The organism is Parafrankia sp. FMc2 (genome assembly GCF_041008525.1).
In the GTDB taxonomy this organism is placed as follows: Bacteria; Actinomycetota; Actinomycetes; order Frankiales; family Frankiaceae; genus Parafrankia.
In genome coordinates this window covers 37,592-54,989 of the sequence record NZ_JBFLUG010000049.1, presented here as the reverse complement: position 1 = coordinate 54,989, position 17,398 = coordinate 37,592, and the positions used below count along the sequence as shown (strand labels likewise).

The following is a 17,398-nucleotide window of genomic DNA, read 5'->3' as shown; positions in this document are numbered from 1 at the left end:
CTCGCACTCCTGGGGCACCCGGCGCGCCGGAGGGCGCCGGTCCGCCGCGCCGCCGCCACCGTCCGGTAAGGCGTCACCTGTCGGGTCATCCCGCCCGGCGTCATCGACACCCGGCACCACCGGCGGACGGCGCGGCCGTCGATCGTGGGGTGGAGGACGGTGCGGCGCTCGGGGGCGTGGCGGGGGCAGCCCGCGTGGCGGGCCGGCTGGTGGGCCCGGGCGACGATGTTCCTGCCGCCCCCCCGCCCGGCGGTGGCAGCACTCCGGGCCGTGTCCGCGCCACCGGCCGGGCCGGGGCCGCGGGGCTGGAGCCGGATCCGGGCGCGGCGGTGGCGGCCGAGGTGGGTGCGGGGCCGGCGGCACGGCCGCCGGCGGCAGACCCGCCGCGCTCCTTCCTGGCGGCATCCGCCGCAGTCCTGGCGGCATCCGCGGCGGTGGTGGAGGGCGTCTCCCTCCGCGCACTCGCCGGCGGGGCGGGGTCGGTGGGGCGGGCACGACCAGAGCCGGCGGTTTCGCCCTTCCCGGTGCCGGTGTCGGGCGTTGCGCCTTCCGCCGGGTCGCCCTGGTCGGCCAATGCACTCACTCCTGACGCGCGGTGCTTCCCTCCGGCGGTCCTGACGGCTCACCGGCGAACCGGGCGACGGTATCCGTCCTGTGCCCGCCGCCAGCACGCGGGCCGGACAAAACGTCCCCTAAGTACGCGGACGCCCAACCCATCACCCGGCAGCGCGCACACCGCGCCCGCCGGGCTCGGCGCGGATCGCGGATCAGCAGCCCCCGGCGAGGACCGGGCCCACGAGGCTCACCAACATCACCGGGACGGCCAGGCGCGCCGACGGTAGCGGATGAGGTCAGCGGCGACAACCCACCACCGCACCCGCACCCACCTCTGTGCCATCAACGGAGCCGGGCGCACGCCGTGCTCCAGCAGTCATCCGGCCCGTTGTGCGGGACCAACTACACAGGGCGTCAACACCAGGACGGCGATTACCATACCCGCACAGCGTGTTTCCCATTGGTGACAGACATGCTGCCGACGCAGCCGATTCCGGCGTTTTCGCAGTTCCCGGTCCGATTTCCGCTTCGATCCGCGAACCCCGACCCCAACCCCGGCCGCGGCGAGCAACGAGGAGATAACGCGCACAGCCGACGGCGAATGTGACGGAGGACACGTCCCCCATAAAAGCGTTTACTGATTTCAGTTCGCGATCAAACAGCGAAGATCGGAAGAAATTCCTGAACGACGGTCAGCCAGTCGGCCGCCCGCCGGCGGGACTTCGGCCCCAGCCGGTGAGAGTGCTGTTCACGTTGCGGGGCACACCCGACGATTGGGAGGATTCCCGTGTCAACGTCCACATCCAACGCAGTCTCCGCCGATCTGACCCTGACCCGGGACTACGTCCGGGACGGAAAGGTGATGCAGATCGCGACACTGGCGGCGGACGGCGAACCGGTGGTCTGCAACCTCTGGTACGCGAGCTCGTTCGACCCCGATCGGCTCCTGTTCATCTCGCGCCCCGACCGGGTGCACTGTCAGAACATCCGGGCCGACCGGCGGGTGGGCGGCGCCGTCCTGACCATCGAGCTCGACGGGCTCGGCCAGGAGGTCCAGGGGGTGAGCTTCGCGGGGACGGCACGGCAGGTACCCGAGGACGCCGCCGACGACCTGCTCCCGATCTACCACCGGCGGTGGCCGGCGGGCGCCCCGCTGGCCAATGTCGAGCGGTGGCGCGAGGACGCCGACGCGCACCGGCTCTACGAGATCCGGGTCCACCGGTGGACCCTCTTCGACGAGATCAACCATCCGGACGACCCACGGCGCGTGATCGACCTCGGGTCGGCGGGCTGACCGGCGGACTGGCGGGCCGGCCGTCGCACGCGCCCAGGCCACTCCACCCGGCAGCGCCGGCCCGCGGCCGGTGCCGGTGCCGCTGAACAGTTGTCGTCGTGCCCGCCGCGGAAGCTGCAGTTCGACGATGCGCCGGGCACAGCTCTCGCGACTGGCACCGGCGGGGGCGAACCGCGAGCGTTGTCGGCACCGCCACGGCCGGCCCCACCACCATCGGGGCGCGGGGGCCGGCCTGGCTCAGCGGTCAGACCGCCTCACCGATGCGGTGCACCCGCATCGCGTTGGTCATGCCCGCGACGCCGGGCGGCGTCCCGGCGACGACGACCACCAGCTCACCCGGCTGGCAGTAGCCGTTCTTGCGCAGCGCCGTGTCGACCTGCCGGACCATCTCGTCGGTGCTCTCCGCGAACGGCACCAGGATGGTCTCGACGCCCCAGAACAACGACATCTGGTTGCGCACCGCGGGCAGCGGCGTGAACGCGAGGACGGGCACGGAGCTGCGGTAGCGGATGAGGCGGCGGGCGGTGTCCCCGCTCAGGGTGTGCGCGACGAGGTACCGCGCGCCCACCGCCTCCCCGACGCTCACCGCGGCCTGGGCGATCGCTCCGCCCAGCGTCCGCGGTGGGGTGCGCAGCGGCGGGATCCGGCCGAGGTCCGCCTCGGCGGTCTCGATGATCCGGCCCATCGTGGCGGTCGCCTCGATGGGATAGGTGCCCACGCTGGTCTCGGCCGACAGCATGATGGCATCGGCGCCGTCCAGCACGGCGTTGGCGCAGTCGCTCGCCTCCGCACGCGTCGGGCGCGGCGCGCTGACCATCGACTCGAGGACCTGGGTGGCGACGATGACCGGCTTCGCCCGCTCGCGGGCCTGGCTGACGGCCCGCTTCTGGACCAGGGGGACGTCCTCGAGCGGGAGCTCGACACCGAGGTCACCACGAGCGATCATGAGGCCGTCGAAGGCCTCGATGATGCCGTCGAGCTCGTCCACCGCCTGCGGCTTCTCGATCTTCGCCAGGACCGGGACCCTGACGCCGACGTCATCCATGATCGAGCGGACCGCCTGGTAGTCCTCAGCGGACCGGACGAACGACAACGCGATCATGTCGACGCCCAGCTCCAGGGCGAAGCGCAGGTCCGCGGCGTCCTTCTCGGACAGCGCCGGCACGGTCAGGGCCGCGCTCGGGATGTTCATGCCCTTGTTGTCGCTGACCTTGCCGCCGATCACGACGGTGGTGCGGACGTCGGTGTCCTCGACGCCCTCGATGCGCAGGTTGAGCCGGCCGTCGTCGACGAGGATCGTGTCGCCGGCCGCGACATCCCGGGGCAGGCCCGTGTAGGTGGTGCCGACCTGCTCCTGATCACCCAGGACGTCGCGGATCGTGACGGTGAAGTGCTGGCCGGGCAGCAGCGTGACTCCGCCGTCGGCGAACTTGCCGAGACGGATCTTCGGGCCCTGCAGGTCGGCCAGCGCGCCGACGCTGCGTCCGGCGGCCTCGGCCGCCTCCCGGACCAGGGCGTAGGTGGCGGCGTGCTGCTCGTGCGTTCCGTGCGAGAAGTTGAGCCGGGCGATGTCCATTCCGGCGTCGACGAGGGCCCGGACCATCTCAGGCGAGTTGGTGGCCGGACCGAGGGTGCAAACTATCTTGGCTCTTCGTGGCACGGTCAAAGCCTAGGTAACGAACGCACGGGATTGGCCGCGGCCCCTGGTGACACCCCCGCCCCGCCGGTTCTGCACCGCTTGGCCCGAGCAGGGTCTGTGACCGTTTCCGACCCGGGCGTCCCGATACATGCTGCGCGCAACAGCCTCCCGGGCGTACCTTCGCAGGGTCGGCCCGCAAGTGGGGCCGAACAGACAGGTACGGGAAAGCTGGCAACGGCGCCGAACGATCCCGGACATCCAGACAGCGGTGTGGAACCGCCCTGAACCAACCTGGAGCCCGGCCATGACCAACAATCCCGCAATTCACCGGCGCGCGTCCGGTGACATCGACATCGCCGTCCCCCACGACGGTCCGGATCCGGCGGGCGACGTGCCCGGCCCCGGGCTCGCCGGGGGGACATCCGTACTGGCCGGACCGGGGGGCGTCGCCACCGGTGTGGCCGCCGTCCCGGAGGCTGCCTGAACAGTCGCCAGGGTGACGCCGGCGCTCCAGTCCTCTTCGGGAGCGCCGGCGTCGCCGTGTGCGGCACCCTCGTCCGTGCCGGTGGCAGGCTCGCCCGCGGCCGGGACGGCGTCGGCCTCGGGGGCGAACTGCGTGCGGTGGAGCTCGGCGTAGAGCCCGTCGCCTGCGATGAGCTCCTCGTGTGTGCCTGCCTCGACGATCCGCCCGCCGTCGACCACCAGGATCCGGTTGGCCGAGCGGATCGTGGAGAGCCGGTGCGCGATCACCAGCGACGTGCGCCCAGCGAGCGCCGCGGTCAGCGCGCGCTGTACTGCCGCCTCCGACTCGCTGTCCAGGTGGGCGGTGGCCTCGTCCAGGACGACGACCGCCGGCGCGGCGAGCAGGAGCCGGGCGAGGGCCAGCCGCTGCTTCTCACCGCCGGACAGCCGGTAGCCGCGGTCACCGACGACCGTGTCCAGGCCGCCCGGCAGGCCCCGCACCGACGCGCCGATCTGCGCCGCGTCCAGGGCCGCCCACATGTCCTCCTCCGTGGCGTCCGACCGGGCGAACAGCAGGTTGGCCCGGATCGTGTCGTGGAAAAGATGGGCGTCCTGCGTGACGATGCCGACCCCGGCCCGCAGTGAGCGCCCGCGGGCCTGGCGGACGTCCACCCCGCCGACCCGGACGGTGCCGTCGGTCGCGTCGTAGATCCGCCCGACGAGGTGGCTGATCGTGGTCTTTCCCGCGCCGGACGGGCCGACGAGCGCGACCAGTTCGCCGGGGCCGACCCGGAACGTGATGTCGTGCAGCACCGGCTCGCTGGCCCGGGTCTCCAGCACCGCCGTCGACTCCAGCGAGGCCAGCGACACCTCGGCCGCGGCCGGGTAGCGGAACCCGACGTGGTCGAACTCGACGGCCAGCGGCCCGGCCGGCAGGTCGACCGCGTCCGCCGCGTCCTCGATCGCCGGCCGCAGGTCCAGCACCTCGAAGACCCGCTCGAAGGAGACCAGCGCCGTCATCACGTCGACGTGCACGTTCGAAAGCTGGGTCAGCGGGCCGTACAGGCGGGTCAGGTAGGCGGTGAGCGCCACGATCGTCCCGACCTGCAGGGTTCCCTGCGCGGCGAACGTCCCACCGAAGCCGTAGACGATCGCCGTCGCCAGCGAGGCGACCAGCGTCAGGGAGACGAAGAAGATCCGTCCGAACATGGCCTGCGTGATCCCGATGTCACGCACCCGCCCGGCCCGGCCACGGAAGGCCGCCGCCTCACGGTCCGGCTCGCCGTGGAGCTTGGTGAGCAGAGCCCCGGCGACGTTGAACCGCTCCGTCATCAGTGTGTTCATCTCGGCGTTCAGCCCGTAGCTCTCCCGGGTGAGCGCGGCGAGCCGCGGCGCGAGCAGTCGCGCGGGCACCACGAAGACCGGCAGCAGCACCAGCGCGACCACGGTGATCTCCCAGGACAGGCTGAGCATCGCCGCCAGCACGAACCCGACCGAGAGGATGTTCGACAACACCGCCGACAGCGTGTTGGTGAACGCCGACTGCGCGCCGAGGACGTCGTTGTTGAGCCTGGTGATCAACGCGCCGGTCTGGGTCCGGGCGAAGAAGGCGAGCGGCTGGCGCTGGACGTGGTCGAAGACCTGCGAGCGCATCTCGTAGATGAGGCCCTCGCCGACGCGGGCGCTGAACCAGCGCTGGGCCAGGCCGAGGAGCGCCTCGACGACGGCCAGACCGGCCACGACCCCCGCGAGTACCTGCACGACGCCGGTACGGCCGGGGACGACACCGTCGTCGATGATCGCCTTGAGCAGCAGGGGGGTGACGGCGCCGGTTGCCGCGCTGAGCACGATGAGGGCGCCGAAGCCGGCCAGCAGCCGGCGGTACGGCCGGGCGAAGCCGACGATCCGCCGCACCGTGCCGGGCCGCAGGCGGGCCTGGGTGACGGAGCGGTCCCGTTGGAAGGACCGCATGGTGGACCAGTTCTGGCCCGCGGCTGTTCTCATGTAACGGTGTAAGCGCCGGGTTGCTACCCAGCATTCCGTGCGGGTGTGCCGAGCAGACGGGTGAGGGCGTCCGTCTCCGCCTCGTGCTGTCGCACGGCTGCGGGTCCGTTCCTGGCGGCCACCCCGGCCAGCAGTGCCTTCGTCTCCGTCGCGGCGTCCCGCGGGCCGGCGAGCAGGTGGGTCACCAGCCGATCGGCCTCGGCGTCGAGCTCACGCGCCGGGACGACGCGGGCGGCGAGGCCAAGGCGGGCGGCCTCGACCGCGGTCACCGGCTCGCCGGTGAGGCACAGCCAGAGCGCGTTGGCATAACCGACGGCTCCGACGAGGGCACTCGCGGTGCCCAGTGCCGGGACGCGACCCGCCCTGGTGTCGGTGAGGCAGAGTGCGGCGTCGTCGGCCATCACCCGCAGGTCGCAGGCGAGAGCGAGAGCGAGCCCGAGGCCGGACGTCCGCCCGGTGAGCAGGGCGACGCTGAGCAGGTCCGCCCGTTCGGACAGCCGCCGGGCCACCCGTGGCCACTGCCCGAGATCGCTGCAGTCATGCTCGCTGGAGTCATGGTGGTGCTCATGCAGATGGTGCAGGTCGTGGAGCAGGACGATGCGGACGTCCCCGGGCAGGCCGCGCAGGCAGTCCTCCATGGCCGCGGCCAGGTCCGGCGAACCGGACCTGGCACCCGAACCACGCGCGGCGCCACCAACCGTCCAGCCATCACGCAGTGTGAGCGAGATACAGGGGCCAGCCACGTTCACGACCAGCCCGACCGCCGCCGCGGCGGACGCAGCGGCGGCCGGCACACTCATGGTCAGGAGCTTTTCTTCTTGGTGCCTCGTGTCGCACCACCGCGCCCGCGCAGCGTCGTTCCCGATTCGGACAGGATCCGATGGACAAACCCGTACGAACGACCCGACGACTCGGCCAGCAGACGAATGCTCTGTCCAGACTCGTACTTCTTCCGAAGTTCGGCAGCGAGCTTGTCCCGCTCCGCCCCGGTGATCCGGGTTCCTTTCCTAAGCTCGGCCAATGTGGCCCCCTCCGTGTTCGATGATCTGCGAACCGATCTTCACCCAGCTTCGGTGTCAGCGCCACTCGAAGCCCATGTGATCCATCACACGCGGTTCAGCCGTCGCGGGGACAACCTCGCACGCGTCCGTCACCAGGGCTCCGGCCGCGCCCTCACCCGGGCTCATAGCCCCTGACCTGCAAATCCACGCCCAGCACACGGATCCGGCGCCGGGACAGGGCGCCCCCGGGACACCGGCGCGGGACGCCGCGCGGACTCCCGCACGCCCTGCCGAACATCGTTACCGACGGTACATCCACATCGGCCCACCCACGTGGATCCACAGCCCGCAAAGACTGGTTACGGTGCATGCATGGTCAACGGCCGGCCGACGCGGACGGCATCCCCCTCGACGACGCCGGCCCCCGCAGCACCCGCGGGACCCGGCGAGCGCGCCCGAACACGGAACGTGACGATGAAGCGGATGCGTCTTCGGGGGACCCGCGGGCACGGCGGCGGCCCGGCCACTGGTCCAGCCGCCGGTCCGGCCACCGGTCCGGCCACCGGTCAGCACTCCGTGCTGTCACGTCCCCGCACACGCCCGGGCCCGATCAGGCCTCCAGGCGCTCTCCCGGTGCCGCGCCGCGGCACGTGGGGGCCCGCCACCCGCGCACAGGCCGTCGACCTCGGGATCTGGGCCGTCGCGGCGGCAGCGGGCCTGCTCCTGACAGCGCTGATCACCGCGAGCGGGGTGGACCTCGGCGCCCGGTCCGACCACGCCGCCGCACCGTTCCAGCAGGCCTGGCGCACCCCCGCCGTCGCGCCGGCCGTGCTCCTTCCAATCCTCGTGGCCGTCGTCACCCTGCTGCTCGCAGGTCGGAGCGCCCACCTCCGCTGGTCGGCCCTGCTGGTCGGCAGCTTCGCCGGCTCGCTCGGCTGGAGCCTCGCGCTGGCCACCGCGGCCGGCCCCGGGCTCGCCGGTGGGCTGCGGCCACCAGCCGCCTACCTCGTCGCCGCCGACGCCGTCGGGGACGACCCTCTCGCCTACCTGGCCAGCTGGACGTCCCAGGTCTCCGACCTCGGGCCGGGCCTGGACGGATCAGGAGCGACGGCCGGCGGCGGCGGCCAGCTGGCCGGCCATCCACCCGGTCCGGTGCTGTTGGTCTGGGCGCTGGACCGGCTCGGCGTCAGCGGCGCAACCGCGCTCGGACTGGCCCTCACCGCGCTGACGGCGCTGAGTGTCCCGCTGGTGGCGATCGCGGTGCGCTCGCTGTGCCACGAGACGGCGGCGCGCCGGGCCGTGCCCGTCCTCGTTCTGACACCGTGGGCACTGTGGGCCGCGGCCTCCCCTCACGCGGTGACCGTCCTGCCCGCGGCGGCGGCGCTGGCCGTCGGCGTGGTCGGGTGCGAGCCGGGCCGGCGGTGGCGCCTGCTGTGGGCGCTGGCCTCCGGGCTGCTGCTGGGTGTGACCAGCCTGTTCGACTACCCGGCGGTCTGGCTGGGCGTCGGTGTGGCGGCCGCGTACTTCGTCCGCCGTCGACCGCTGATGAACGTCCTCACCGGCCTCGGGGCACTCCTGCCGTTCTGGCTCTTCCTCGCCTGGGGCTTCTCCTGGTCGGACGGCCTGGCCGCGGCCCGGGTCGACGCCGGGATCGCCACCATGCTGGCCTGGCTCGCGCTGGACGTCGTCGTGGTGCTGCTCGCCGGCGGGCCGGTGCTGGTCCGGGCGCTGCGTCGGCTCCGGCTGACGCCCGGATGGCCGTTCCTCGTCGGGGCGGCGGCGGCCGCGTTGTTCAGCCTGTGCGCGGGACTGGCCTGGGGCGGGGCTGAACTGTCCTGGCTGCCGCTGGCGCCCTGGCTGGCGGTCGCGGCGCTGGCGCCCCGACCGCGCCCGGACGGGCCCGGCGACACCATCCGCGCGGGCGATCTACCGCTGGTCCTGGTCGGTGCGGGTGCGGTGGTCGCGGTGGTCCTGCGGATGTGCCTCAGCAGCACCTGACCCGAGACGCCCGCGACACCCGCGACCACGGCGACTACGCGCTCGACTCCCGTGCCGGGGACGCCTCGGTGCCGGGGACGGCCGGCTGCTGGCCAGCGGCGACCCGCAGGATGTCGGGCTCCAGGTAGACCCGGCGCGCCGTGGGCACCGCCTGCCGGAGAAGCGCCTCGGCCCCGTCGATCGCACCGGCGACCTGGGCCGCGGTCAGGTCCGGCTCGATCCCGATCTTGGCTGCGACCAGCAGCTCCTCCGGGCCGAGGTGAAGGGTGCGCATGTGGATCACGGCGGTGACCGCGGGCGCGGAGGCCAGCACCCGCCGGATCGTCTCCACGGTCTGCGGGGCGGCTGCCTCCCCGACGAGCATCCCGTAGGTCTCGAGCGCGACGATCACCGCGACGACCAGCAGCAGGATACCGATGGCGAGCGTGCCCGCGGCGTCCCACAGCGGCTCGTCGAGCAGCAGGGTGAGGCCGACGCCGCCGAGCGCGAGAAACAACCCGCAGAGCGCGGCGAGATCCTCGAGCAGAACGACCGGGAGCTCCGGCGAACGGGCCTCGCGGATGAAGCGCCACCAGGTCAGCGGGCCCTTGGCATGCCGCGACTCCCGGATCGCCGTCCGGAAGGAGATGCTCTCCAGCACGATCGCGACCGCGAGGACCACGATGGCGACCACACCGCTTTCCAGCTCGTGCGGGTGGCGCAGCTTCTCGACACCCTCGTAGACGGAGAACAACCCGCCGACGCTGAACAGCACGATCCCGACCAGGAACCCGGCGATGTAGCGGGATCGGCCGTAGCCGAACGGGTGCTCCTCGTCCGCGGGCTGCCTGGCCTTTCGCTGGCCGAGCAGCAGCAGTGCCTGGTTACCGGAGTCGGCGACCGAGTGGATCGACTCGGCCAGCATCGAGGACGACCGGGTGAACAGGAATGCCACGAACTTCGCGACCGCGATGCCAAGGTTCGCGACCAACGCCGCCACGACCGCCTTGGTGCTGCCTTCCGCGCTCACACGCCCCCGCTCTCGTCTCGATAGCCATGCCTGGGGCCGGCTGGCCGCAACGGCAGCCGGACCGACTGACCGCCCAGTCTGTCAACACACCGCCCCGGAGGCTGCGGCGGGTGCCACGCCGGGCCGAGGCGGGTGCCCTGCCGGGCGGCGGCGCGGGCCAGCTCCCCGCCGCGCCGGCGGTCAGGCCAGGGTGACGAGGTCGGCGAGGTCGGGCGACCACGTGTCCTCGACGCCGTCCGGCAGCATCAGGACCTTGTCGGGGTTCAGTGCCTCGACCGCGCCCGGGTCGTGTGTGACCAGCACCACCGAGCCCCGGTAGGTGCGCAGTGCGCTCAGGACCTCGTCCCGCGACGCCGGGTCGAGGTTGTTCGTCGGCTCGTCCAGCAGCAGCACGTTGGCGGAGCTGCACACCAGCCCGGCAAGTGCCAGCCGCGTCTTCTCGCCGCCGGAGAGCGTCTCGGCGAGCTGCTCGACGGTGTCGCCGCTGAACAGGAAGGCGCCCAGGATGCGGCGCAGATCCACGTCGGACGCGGTGGGTGCGGCCGCCCGCATGTTGTCGAGGACCGAGCGGGAGGTGTCGAGCGTCTCGTGCTCCTGGGCGTAGTAGCCCAGCCGCAGACCGTGCCCCGGGTGCACCTCGCCGGCATCCGGCGGTTCCTGGCCGGCGAGCATCCGCAGCAGGGTCGTCTTGCCGGCTCCGTTGAGACCCAGGACCACGACCCGGGTGCCACGGTCGATCGCCAGGTCGACTCCGGTGAACACCTCCAGCGAGCCGTAGGACTTCGACAGGCCGGTCGCCGTGAGCGGGGTGCGCCCGCACGGCGCCGGATCGGGGAAGCGCAGCTTGGCCACCCGGTCGGCGACCCGGACATCGGCGAGGCCGGCAGCGAGGCGCTCGGCGCGGCGGTCCATCTGGTGTGCCGCCCGCGCCTTGGTCGCCTTGGCGCGCATCTTGTCTGCCTGGGCCCGCAGCGAGTCGATCTTCTTCTCGGCGTTGGCCCGCTCCCTCTTGCGGCGGCGCTCGTCCTGCTCGCGCTGGGTGAGGTAGGTCTTCCAGTTGACGTTGTAGACGTCGAGGGCGGCACGGTTGGCGTCGAGGTGGAAGACCTTGTTCACACTCTTGTCGAGCAGGTCCACATCGTGGCTGATCACGATCAGGCCGCCGGAGTGGGCGCGCAGGAAGTCGCGCAGCCAGGTGATCGAGTCCGCGTCGAGGTGGTTGGTGGGCTCGTCGAGAAGCAGCGTCGCATCGGAGTTGCCCGACCCGGCGAACAGGATCCGGGCCAGCTCGACCCGGCGGCGCTGGCCGCCGGAGAGGGTTCCGATGGGCTGCGCGAGCACCCGGTCGGGCAGGCCGAGCGACGAACAGATCCGCGCCGCCTCCGCCTCGGCGGCATAGCCCCCCAGCATGCCGAACCGCTCCTCCAGCCGGCCGTACCGGCGGACCGCGCCGTCGCGGGCCGACTCGTCGACGAGTTCGGCCATCTCGACCTGGAGCTTCTCCATCTCACGGAGGATCACGTCGAGGCCGCGGGCGGCGAGCACCCGGTCGCGCGCGGTGTCAGCGAGGTCGCCGGTGCGCGGGTCCTGCGGGAGGTAGCCCAGCTCGCCACGGAGATCGACCTTGCCGGCGAACGGCAGGTTCTCCCCGGCGAGCGTCTTCAGCAGCGTGGTCTTGCCGGCGCCGTTGCGGCCCACGAGCCCGATGCGATCGCCGGGCTGTACCCGGAAGGAGACCGGCTCGATCAGTGTGCGGGCTCCGGCCCGGAGCTCCAGCTCGGACACGATGATCATGAGGGTCGGCCTCTTTCGTACATCGGCTTCGTGCGGGCATCAGGTGTCAGCGGGGAGCCGCCGCGGGCACTGGACCCCCGGAGGCCGCGTACCGGGCAGCAGGTACCGGGTATTCGGGGGGAACCGGGGATTGCCTGCCTCACGACGCGGCAGAGGTCATGCTCTCCAGGGTACGGGCCGCGGGCCGGGAGCCCGCGGGCGTCTCGGGCCACCCGCGGTGACTCCCCCCGGCGACGTGCGTCCGCACCCTGCGGCGGGTATGCCTTTTCCCAGGTCACGGGCGCGGCCGCCGGTACATGGCGGCCAATGCTCCGGACACGGGAGGTCACCATGACAACGACGTACCGGCAGCAACGCGAGACGCACCGCCCCAGCGCACTGTGGTCAAGCCTGGTCGTTCTCGGTCTCGCCGCCACCGTGCTCGGCCTGTTGCTGATCATCAACCCCTTCAGCACCGCGGGTGCGCTGGCCGTGCTGGCCGGGGTGGCTCTGCTGGTGTCGGGTATCGGCGAGATCGTGTCGGCGGCTCGTGCCGACCAGGGCAACACGACCGTTCTTTACGGGGTCCTGACCGCGGCGGCCGGCGTGGTGATCCTCGTGTGGCCGGATGTGACGCTGCACGCCATCGCCCTCGTCGTGGGTGCTGCCCTGATCATCGCGGGCGTCATCCGGGCGCTGCTGATCCTGTCGAGCCGGTCCCGCCGCGCCGGCGGCGCCTCCGGGCGCACCCGGGGGCTGCTGATCGCGGGCCTTGCCGTGGTCCTCGGGATCCTGGCGGTCACCTGGCCGTCGGCGACGGTCGTGGTGCTGGCCGTCCTGTTCGGCATCCAGCTCATCGTGACCGGGGTGACCGAGGTCATCCTGGGGCTCGCGCTGCGGCCCTGACGAGAGGCCGGCCGGGGATCAGTCCACGATGCGCTTGCGCCAGTGCCTGATGGAGTCGGGGCTCGCCCCGCGGTCGAGCAGCCAGCCCTCAACCCCGGCCGGGTGCCCGTCGATGATCTCCAACACCGCGCCGACCGCGTCCATCGAGACCTCGCTCGCGCGGCGCTCCCCGGTGCGCGCGCCGGGCAGGAGCGCCTGCCCCTTGAGCCGCCGCACGATGCCGGGCATGTTGGGCCCGGTCGCCATGTAGTCGGCGACCACCGCCTCCGGGACGACGCCGGCGAGGCGCAGCAGGAGCGCGACGACGATTCCGGTGCGGTCCTTGCCAGCGGCGCAGTGCACGAGCAGTGGGCCCGGGGCCTCGGCGGCCAGGTCGAGGATCTCGACCAGGCTCGGGGCGGCGACGTCGAGGATCACCGGGTAGAGCATGCGCAGGCCACCCGCGCGGACCTCCGCGGTCACGGACTCGCTCACGGTGTTCCTGCCCTCACCGATCAGCGGCTTGACGTGGATCTCCGAACCGAGCAGGGAGAGCGGATGGGGCGCGTCACCCCGCTCCATCGACGCCCGCAGATCCACCACCGTCGGCGGAGGCCAGGTGAAGGAGGCATCGGGGCGCTCGTCGTCCACGCGGGGCATGTCGCTGCGGTAGAGCACGCCGGCTCTGATCAGCTGGCCCGAGGTGGTGGCCATCCCGCCGACATCGCGCAGGTTGGCCAACCGCTCCGTGGGAATCTCGCCTGTTTCCATCCGCTGCCCCTCCGACCGTCTGACGCACCGTCACGCGGGGCGGGTCCCGCGGTGTCGTTCACCGTCACCGCCGCGCATGTGACCTGGCATCATCCTCGCTGACGAGGGCGGCCTCATGCGGCGGGACGGAGTTCCCACCTCCGCCCGAAGCGGAGGCCGCGGCCAGTGCGGCCAGATCGTCGGACACCTCCACCGGGTCGATCAGCTGCGGGGCGTCGTTGCGGACACTGCCGACGGCGGTGGCCACGGGGTGGGCGGTGAAGACACCGGCCGGCGCCGGCCGCAGGATGCCGGCCAGCGCGGCCGGGTCCCGCACCGCCGGATCGATCCAGCGGGACCAGGCCGACCGTGGCACCACGACCGGTGACCGGTCGTGAATGAACTCCAGGCCCGGGGCGGCGTCGGTGGTGATGATGGTGAACGTGGTCAGTGGCTGCTCGCCGTGCCGCCAGACCTCGTAGAGGCCGGCGAAGGCGAACAGGCCGTCGGCGGCGGGGTGGCCGGCGGGATGGATGTAGTAGGGCTGGCCCTTGCGGGACCCGCCGATCCGCAGCCACTCGTAGAAGCCGGTGGCCGGAACGAGGCAGCGCCGTGCGGCGAACGCCGCCCGGAACGCCGGTTTGGCTGCGACCGACTCGGCCCGTGCGTTGATCAGACGGCTGCCGATCGCCCGGTCCTTCGCCCAGGACGGCACCAGGCCCCACGTGGCCAGCCGCACCACCCGCCCGGGCTCGTTCCCGGCGCTGCGCTCACTCGCGCCGGCCCCGCCCCTGCCCGCGCCCTCACCCCCGCCCTCGAGGCGTGGCTGCCGCGGGACCACCACGATCGGCATCTCGGTGGTCGGGGCCACGTTGTAGCTCTCCCGCAGCCGGCCGCCCGTCTCATCCACCGCGGACATGGCCGTGGCGAGGTCGTCGGCGTTCAGTGTCTGGGTGTACCTCCCGCACATGGCCCCAGTCTCGCAGCCGGGTGCGACAGTTCCCGCCGACCGCGGTGGGACGACCGACCGCGGTGGGACGACCTGTCAGACGACGAGGGCGGCGGCGGCCGCCGCGAGGCAACCCAGGGACACCGCGCCGAACGCGCCGACCCAGAACGTGCCCGGCAGACCGGTAAGCCGCGCCAGCTGGTCCGGGTCGGAGTCCCACGCCCGCCGGCGACGGCGTTGGCGCTGCACCTCGACGATCGGCCGCACGGCGCCCACCAGCAGGAACCAGGTGGCGTAGGCCGCGAAGCCGGCCTGGACGTCGTCCGCGGCGAACCACGAGACACCGAGCACCACCGCTGTGCTGACCAGCACCGACAGCACGCCGAACCCGTTGCGGACCACGACCAGCATGGTCAGCAGCAGCGCCACCAGGAGCTGGAGCAGCAGGGTGACCCGCCCGGTGGCGAGCAGGCCCGCCGCCCCCAGGCCGAGCAGCGACGGGGTGGTGTAACCGGCGGCGACGGTCAGGATCACGCCCGGCCCGGTCGGGCGGCCCGACGAGACCGTCACCCCCGAGGTGTCGGAGTGCAGACGGACTCCGGCGAGACGGCGTCCGGCGGCGACGGCGACGAGGGCGTGCCCGCCCTCGTGCGCGATCGTCACCACGTGCCGCGCGGTCGGCCAGACCCGGTCGCTGGCGACGGTGAGCAGCGCGACGACGCCGGTCACCACGAGGATCCAGTGGGCGGGGGCCGGCTGCGCGTCGAAACTCCGGCTCAGCAGATCGGACGTGGCTGCCCCTTCCCTCGTCTTCCGTCGTCGGGTGTCGCCGCACCCACGGCCGGGTGGGCTCGTCGGTGGGCGTCCCGATAATCCCGCATTTCCCGCCCGGCGGGCGACACCGTGACAGAGGCGGGGCAGTTCGACGAGCACGGCCTCGGGGACGAATGCACGACTCGGGCCGCTGACTGGCGCACGATGGTCCGGCGTCCACCGCCGGCCGGCGCGGACGGTGGTCCCGCGCCCGCCGGTGACGTCCTGACCGGGACGGCGCGACGGCGAGGCATCTGGATGGGGAGGAATCCGCGGTATGGCGGAATACGTGTATCGGCCGGTGCTGCACACGGCGCTCGGCCTCTTCCGCGCGCTGCGGCTGCAGCTGGACGTGCGCGGCGAGGAGAACGTGCCGGCGACCGGAGGCGGCGTTGTCCTGATCAACCACGTCTCGTACCTGGACTTCGCCCTGGCCGGCGTGCCGTTCTGGTGGTCCCAGCGCCGGATGGTCCGGTTCATGGCCAAGAAGCAGGTCTTCGATCACCGGGTGAGCGGGCCGCTGATGCGCGGCATGCACCACATCCCGGTGGACCGGGCGGCCGGCGCCGGGTCGCTGCGCGCCGCGGTGCGCGCGCTGGGCGACGGGGAGCTCGTCGGGGTGTTTCCCGAGGCCACGATCAACCCGAGCTACTGCCTGACGCCGTTCAAGTCGGGTGCGGCCCGGATGGCCGCCGAGGCCGGCGTGCCGGTCATCCCGCTGGCCCTGTGGGGCAGCCAGCGGATCCTGACCAAGGACCGGCCGCGCAGCCTGCGGGCGGCGGTCGGCACTCCGGTGTCGATCACCGTGGGCAAGCCGGTGCCCGCCTCGGCCCTGCAGGACGCCCGGGCCGGAACGGCGCTGCTGGAACTGACGATGAAGGAGATCCTGGACGACGCCCAGCGCCGCTACCCGGCCCCGCCGCCCGGCGAGTCGCCCTGGTGGCTGCCCGCCCACCTCGGCGGGTCGGCCCCCGAGCCGCCGGCGCGGCCCACGCCCTGACCCGGTCCGCCAGGATGGATCTGGCGGCTCGGCTGGTGCCGGTCCGCCAAGGCCTGGGCCGCCGAGGCCTGGGCCGCGGGGCCTGGGCCGGCGAGCTGGAGCCGGCGGAGTCGACGGAACGGAGAGCGGCGTGAGGGATGGCGACACCGGCGCGGTGGTCACGGACGAGGAGTTCGTCGATGCGCTGCCCAAGGTGGAACTGCACGTCCACCTGGAGGGGTCGATGCGGCCGGGCACCCTGCTCCAGCTGGCCCGGCGCCACGGCCTCGACCATCTGCCGACCGATCTGGAGGCCCTGCGGGCCTACTACGAGTTCCGTGACTTCGACCACTTCATCGAGGTCTACCTGGCCGCCGTCCAGGTGCTGCGGGACGAGGAGGACTTCCGCCTGCTCGCCCGCGAGACCGCGCTCGGCCTGGCCGACCAGCGGGTGCGCTACGCCGAGATCACGTTCACGCCCTGGCTGCACGTCCAGCGTGGGGTCGACCCCGCGGCCGTGTTCGCCGGGGTGGAGGCCGGCCGGCTCGACGCCGAACGGGAGGCCGGAATCCAGGTGCGCTGGATCACCGACATCCCCGGGCTGCCCGGTACCGACAACGTGACCTCCGGCGAGCGCACCCTGGAGCTCGCGTTGGCCCACGGCGGCGAGGGCGTGATCGCTCTCGGGCTCGGCGGGCCGGAGGTGGGCGTGCCGCGGCCCCAGTTCGGCCCGGTGTTCACCGCCGCCCGCGACGCCGGGCTGCACTGCATCCCGCACGCGGGCGAGACGACCGGCCCGCGGACGATCTGGGACGCTCTGGAGTTCCTGCATGCCGAGCGGATCGGGCACGGCACCAGTGCGCTGGCCGACCCGGCCCTGGTCGAGCACCTGCGCCGGCACCAGATCCCGCTGGAGGTCTCCCCGACGTCCAACCTGTGCACCGGCGCGGTCGCCGGGTACGCGGCGCACCCACTGCCCGAGATGATCGCCCAGGGGCTGGCCGTGAACCTGAACAGCGACGACCCGCCGATGTTCAACACGACCCTGCGTGCGGAGTACCTGCACGCCCTGCGTTCGCTGGGGCTCTCCCGTCAGCAGGTCTTCGAGATGGCCGCCGCCGCGGTCGAGCACTCCTTCCTCGACGAGGCCGGCAGGCGGCGGCTACGGGACGAGTTCGCCGCCGCAGCGGTGGATCTCGGAGTCGAGACGGCGCCGGTCGCCTGACCACCCGCCTGACCTGCCCCCGGAGGTCGCGGGGCAGGTCGAGGCAGGCCAGGACCGGCCGG

General features: G+C 72.8%; 14 protein-coding genes. 5 read left to right on the top strand and 9 right to left on the bottom strand.

What is annotated here, in order from left to right:
- The first annotated feature begins 1,342 nt into the window (after nt 1-1,342).
- Complete coding sequence (locus AB1460_RS18370) at nt 1,343-1,849, top strand: pyridoxamine 5'-phosphate oxidase family protein (protein WP_368962777.1); 507 nt, start codon at nt 1,343-1,345, stop codon at nt 1,847-1,849.
- Nucleotides 1,850-2,093: 244 nt separating this feature from the next.
- On the opposite strand, the gene pyk is transcribed toward AB1460_RS18370, so the two are convergent.
- The 4 genes from pyk to AB1460_RS18350 form a co-directional block, all read right to left on the bottom strand.
- The gene (gene pyk / locus AB1460_RS18365) at nt 2,094-3,509 is read right to left on the bottom strand and encodes a pyruvate kinase (protein WP_368962776.1); all 1,416 of its coding nucleotides are present in this window, start codon (nt 3,507-3,509) and stop codon (nt 2,094-2,096) included.
- Nucleotides 3,510-3,812: 303 nt separating this feature from the next.
- Nucleotides 3,813-5,954: an ABC transporter transmembrane domain-containing protein gene (locus tag AB1460_RS18360; RefSeq protein ID WP_368962775.1), complete on the bottom strand. Its 2,142-nt coding sequence runs from the start codon at nt 5,952-5,954 to the stop codon at nt 3,813-3,815.
- 23 nt (nt 5,955-5,977) lie between these two features.
- Entirely contained in the window at nt 5,978-6,754 is a 777-nt protein-coding gene (locus tag AB1460_RS18355; RefSeq protein WP_368962773.1) for an enoyl-CoA hydratase/isomerase family protein, read from the bottom strand.
- A gap of 2 nt (nt 6,755-6,756) precedes the next feature.
- Nucleotides 6,757-6,975, bottom strand: a complete 219-nt coding sequence (locus AB1460_RS18350) for a helix-turn-helix domain-containing protein (RefSeq protein ID WP_006545344.1) — start codon at nt 6,973-6,975, stop codon at nt 6,757-6,759.
- A gap of 613 nt (nt 6,976-7,588) precedes the next feature.
- Here AB1460_RS18350 and AB1460_RS18345 point away from each other — a divergent pair.
- Entirely contained in the window at nt 7,589-8,953 is a 1,365-nt protein-coding gene (locus AB1460_RS18345) for a hypothetical protein (RefSeq protein WP_368962771.1), read from the top strand.
- Nucleotides 8,954-8,987: 34 nt separating this feature from the next.
- On the opposite strand, the gene AB1460_RS18340 is transcribed toward AB1460_RS18345, so the two are convergent.
- Complete coding sequence (locus tag AB1460_RS18340; protein ID WP_368962770.1) at nt 8,988-9,962, bottom strand: cation diffusion facilitator family transporter; 975 nt, start codon at nt 9,960-9,962, stop codon at nt 8,988-8,990.
- Nucleotides 9,963-10,142: 180 nt separating this feature from the next.
- A complete protein-coding gene (locus tag AB1460_RS18335; RefSeq protein ID WP_018635500.1) occupies nt 10,143-11,756 on the bottom strand; it encodes an ABC-F family ATP-binding cassette domain-containing protein in 1,614 nt (537 codons plus the stop codon).
- A 330-nt stretch (nt 11,757-12,086) separates the two neighbouring features.
- Here AB1460_RS18335 and AB1460_RS18330 point away from each other — a divergent pair, with 330 nt between their 5' ends.
- A complete protein-coding gene (locus tag AB1460_RS18330) occupies nt 12,087-12,641 on the top strand; it encodes an HdeD family acid-resistance protein (RefSeq protein ID WP_368962769.1) in 555 nt (184 codons plus the stop codon).
- A gap of 18 nt (nt 12,642-12,659) precedes the next feature.
- Here the strand turns inward: AB1460_RS18330 and AB1460_RS18325 are convergent, their stop codons facing one another.
- From AB1460_RS18325 to AB1460_RS18315, 3 genes are all read right to left on the bottom strand, one after another.
- Nucleotides 12,660-13,391 (bottom strand): tyrosine-protein phosphatase, encoded by a 732-nt coding sequence (locus AB1460_RS18325; protein WP_368962768.1) that lies wholly within the window; start codon nt 13,389-13,391, stop codon nt 12,660-12,662.
- 64 nt (nt 13,392-13,455) lie between these two features.
- Nucleotides 13,456-14,340, bottom strand: a complete 885-nt coding sequence (locus AB1460_RS18320; RefSeq protein ID WP_368962767.1) for an SOS response-associated peptidase — start codon at nt 14,338-14,340, stop codon at nt 13,456-13,458.
- A gap of 75 nt (nt 14,341-14,415) precedes the next feature.
- The gene (locus AB1460_RS18315) at nt 14,416-15,102 is read right to left on the bottom strand and encodes a M50 family metallopeptidase (RefSeq protein WP_368962780.1); all 687 of its coding nucleotides are present in this window, start codon (nt 15,100-15,102) and stop codon (nt 14,416-14,418) included.
- A 307-nt stretch (nt 15,103-15,409) separates the two neighbouring features.
- Between AB1460_RS18315 and AB1460_RS18310 the strand changes: the two genes are divergently transcribed.
- Both AB1460_RS18310 and add read left to right on the top strand, forming a co-directional pair.
- A complete protein-coding gene (locus AB1460_RS18310) occupies nt 15,410-16,132 on the top strand; it encodes a lysophospholipid acyltransferase family protein (RefSeq protein ID WP_368962765.1) in 723 nt (240 codons plus the stop codon).
- Between the two features lie 130 nt (nt 16,133-16,262).
- A complete protein-coding gene (gene add / locus AB1460_RS18305) occupies nt 16,263-17,336 on the top strand; it encodes an adenosine deaminase (RefSeq protein ID WP_368962764.1) in 1,074 nt (357 codons plus the stop codon).
- Nucleotides 17,337-17,398 lie beyond the last annotated feature (62 nt).

What these genes read in the sequence shown, in the direction of transcription:
- AB1460_RS18360 (WP_368962775.1), bottom strand. Translation starts at nt 5,954, where the DNA reads ATGAGAACAGCCGCGGGCCAGAACTGGTCCACCATGCGGTCCTTCCAA.
- AB1460_RS18355 (WP_368962773.1), bottom strand. Translation starts at nt 6,754, where the DNA reads ATGAGTGTGCCGGCCGCCGCTGCGTCCGCCGCGGCGGCGGTCGGGCTG.
- AB1460_RS18335 (WP_018635500.1), bottom strand. Translation starts at nt 11,756, where the DNA reads ATGATCATCGTGTCCGAGCTGGAGCTCCGGGCCGGAGCCCGCACACTG.
- AB1460_RS18330 (WP_368962769.1), top strand. Translation starts at nt 12,087, where the DNA reads ATGACAACGACGTACCGGCAGCAACGCGAGACGCACCGCCCCAGCGCA.
- AB1460_RS18325 (WP_368962768.1), bottom strand. Translation starts at nt 13,391, where the DNA reads ATGGAAACAGGCGAGATTCCCACGGAGCGGTTGGCCAACCTGCGCGAT.
- AB1460_RS18320 (WP_368962767.1), bottom strand. Translation starts at nt 14,340, where the DNA reads ATGTGCGGGAGGTACACCCAGACACTGAACGCCGACGACCTCGCCACG.
- AB1460_RS18310 (WP_368962765.1), top strand. Translation starts at nt 15,410, where the DNA reads ATGGCGGAATACGTGTATCGGCCGGTGCTGCACACGGCGCTCGGCCTC.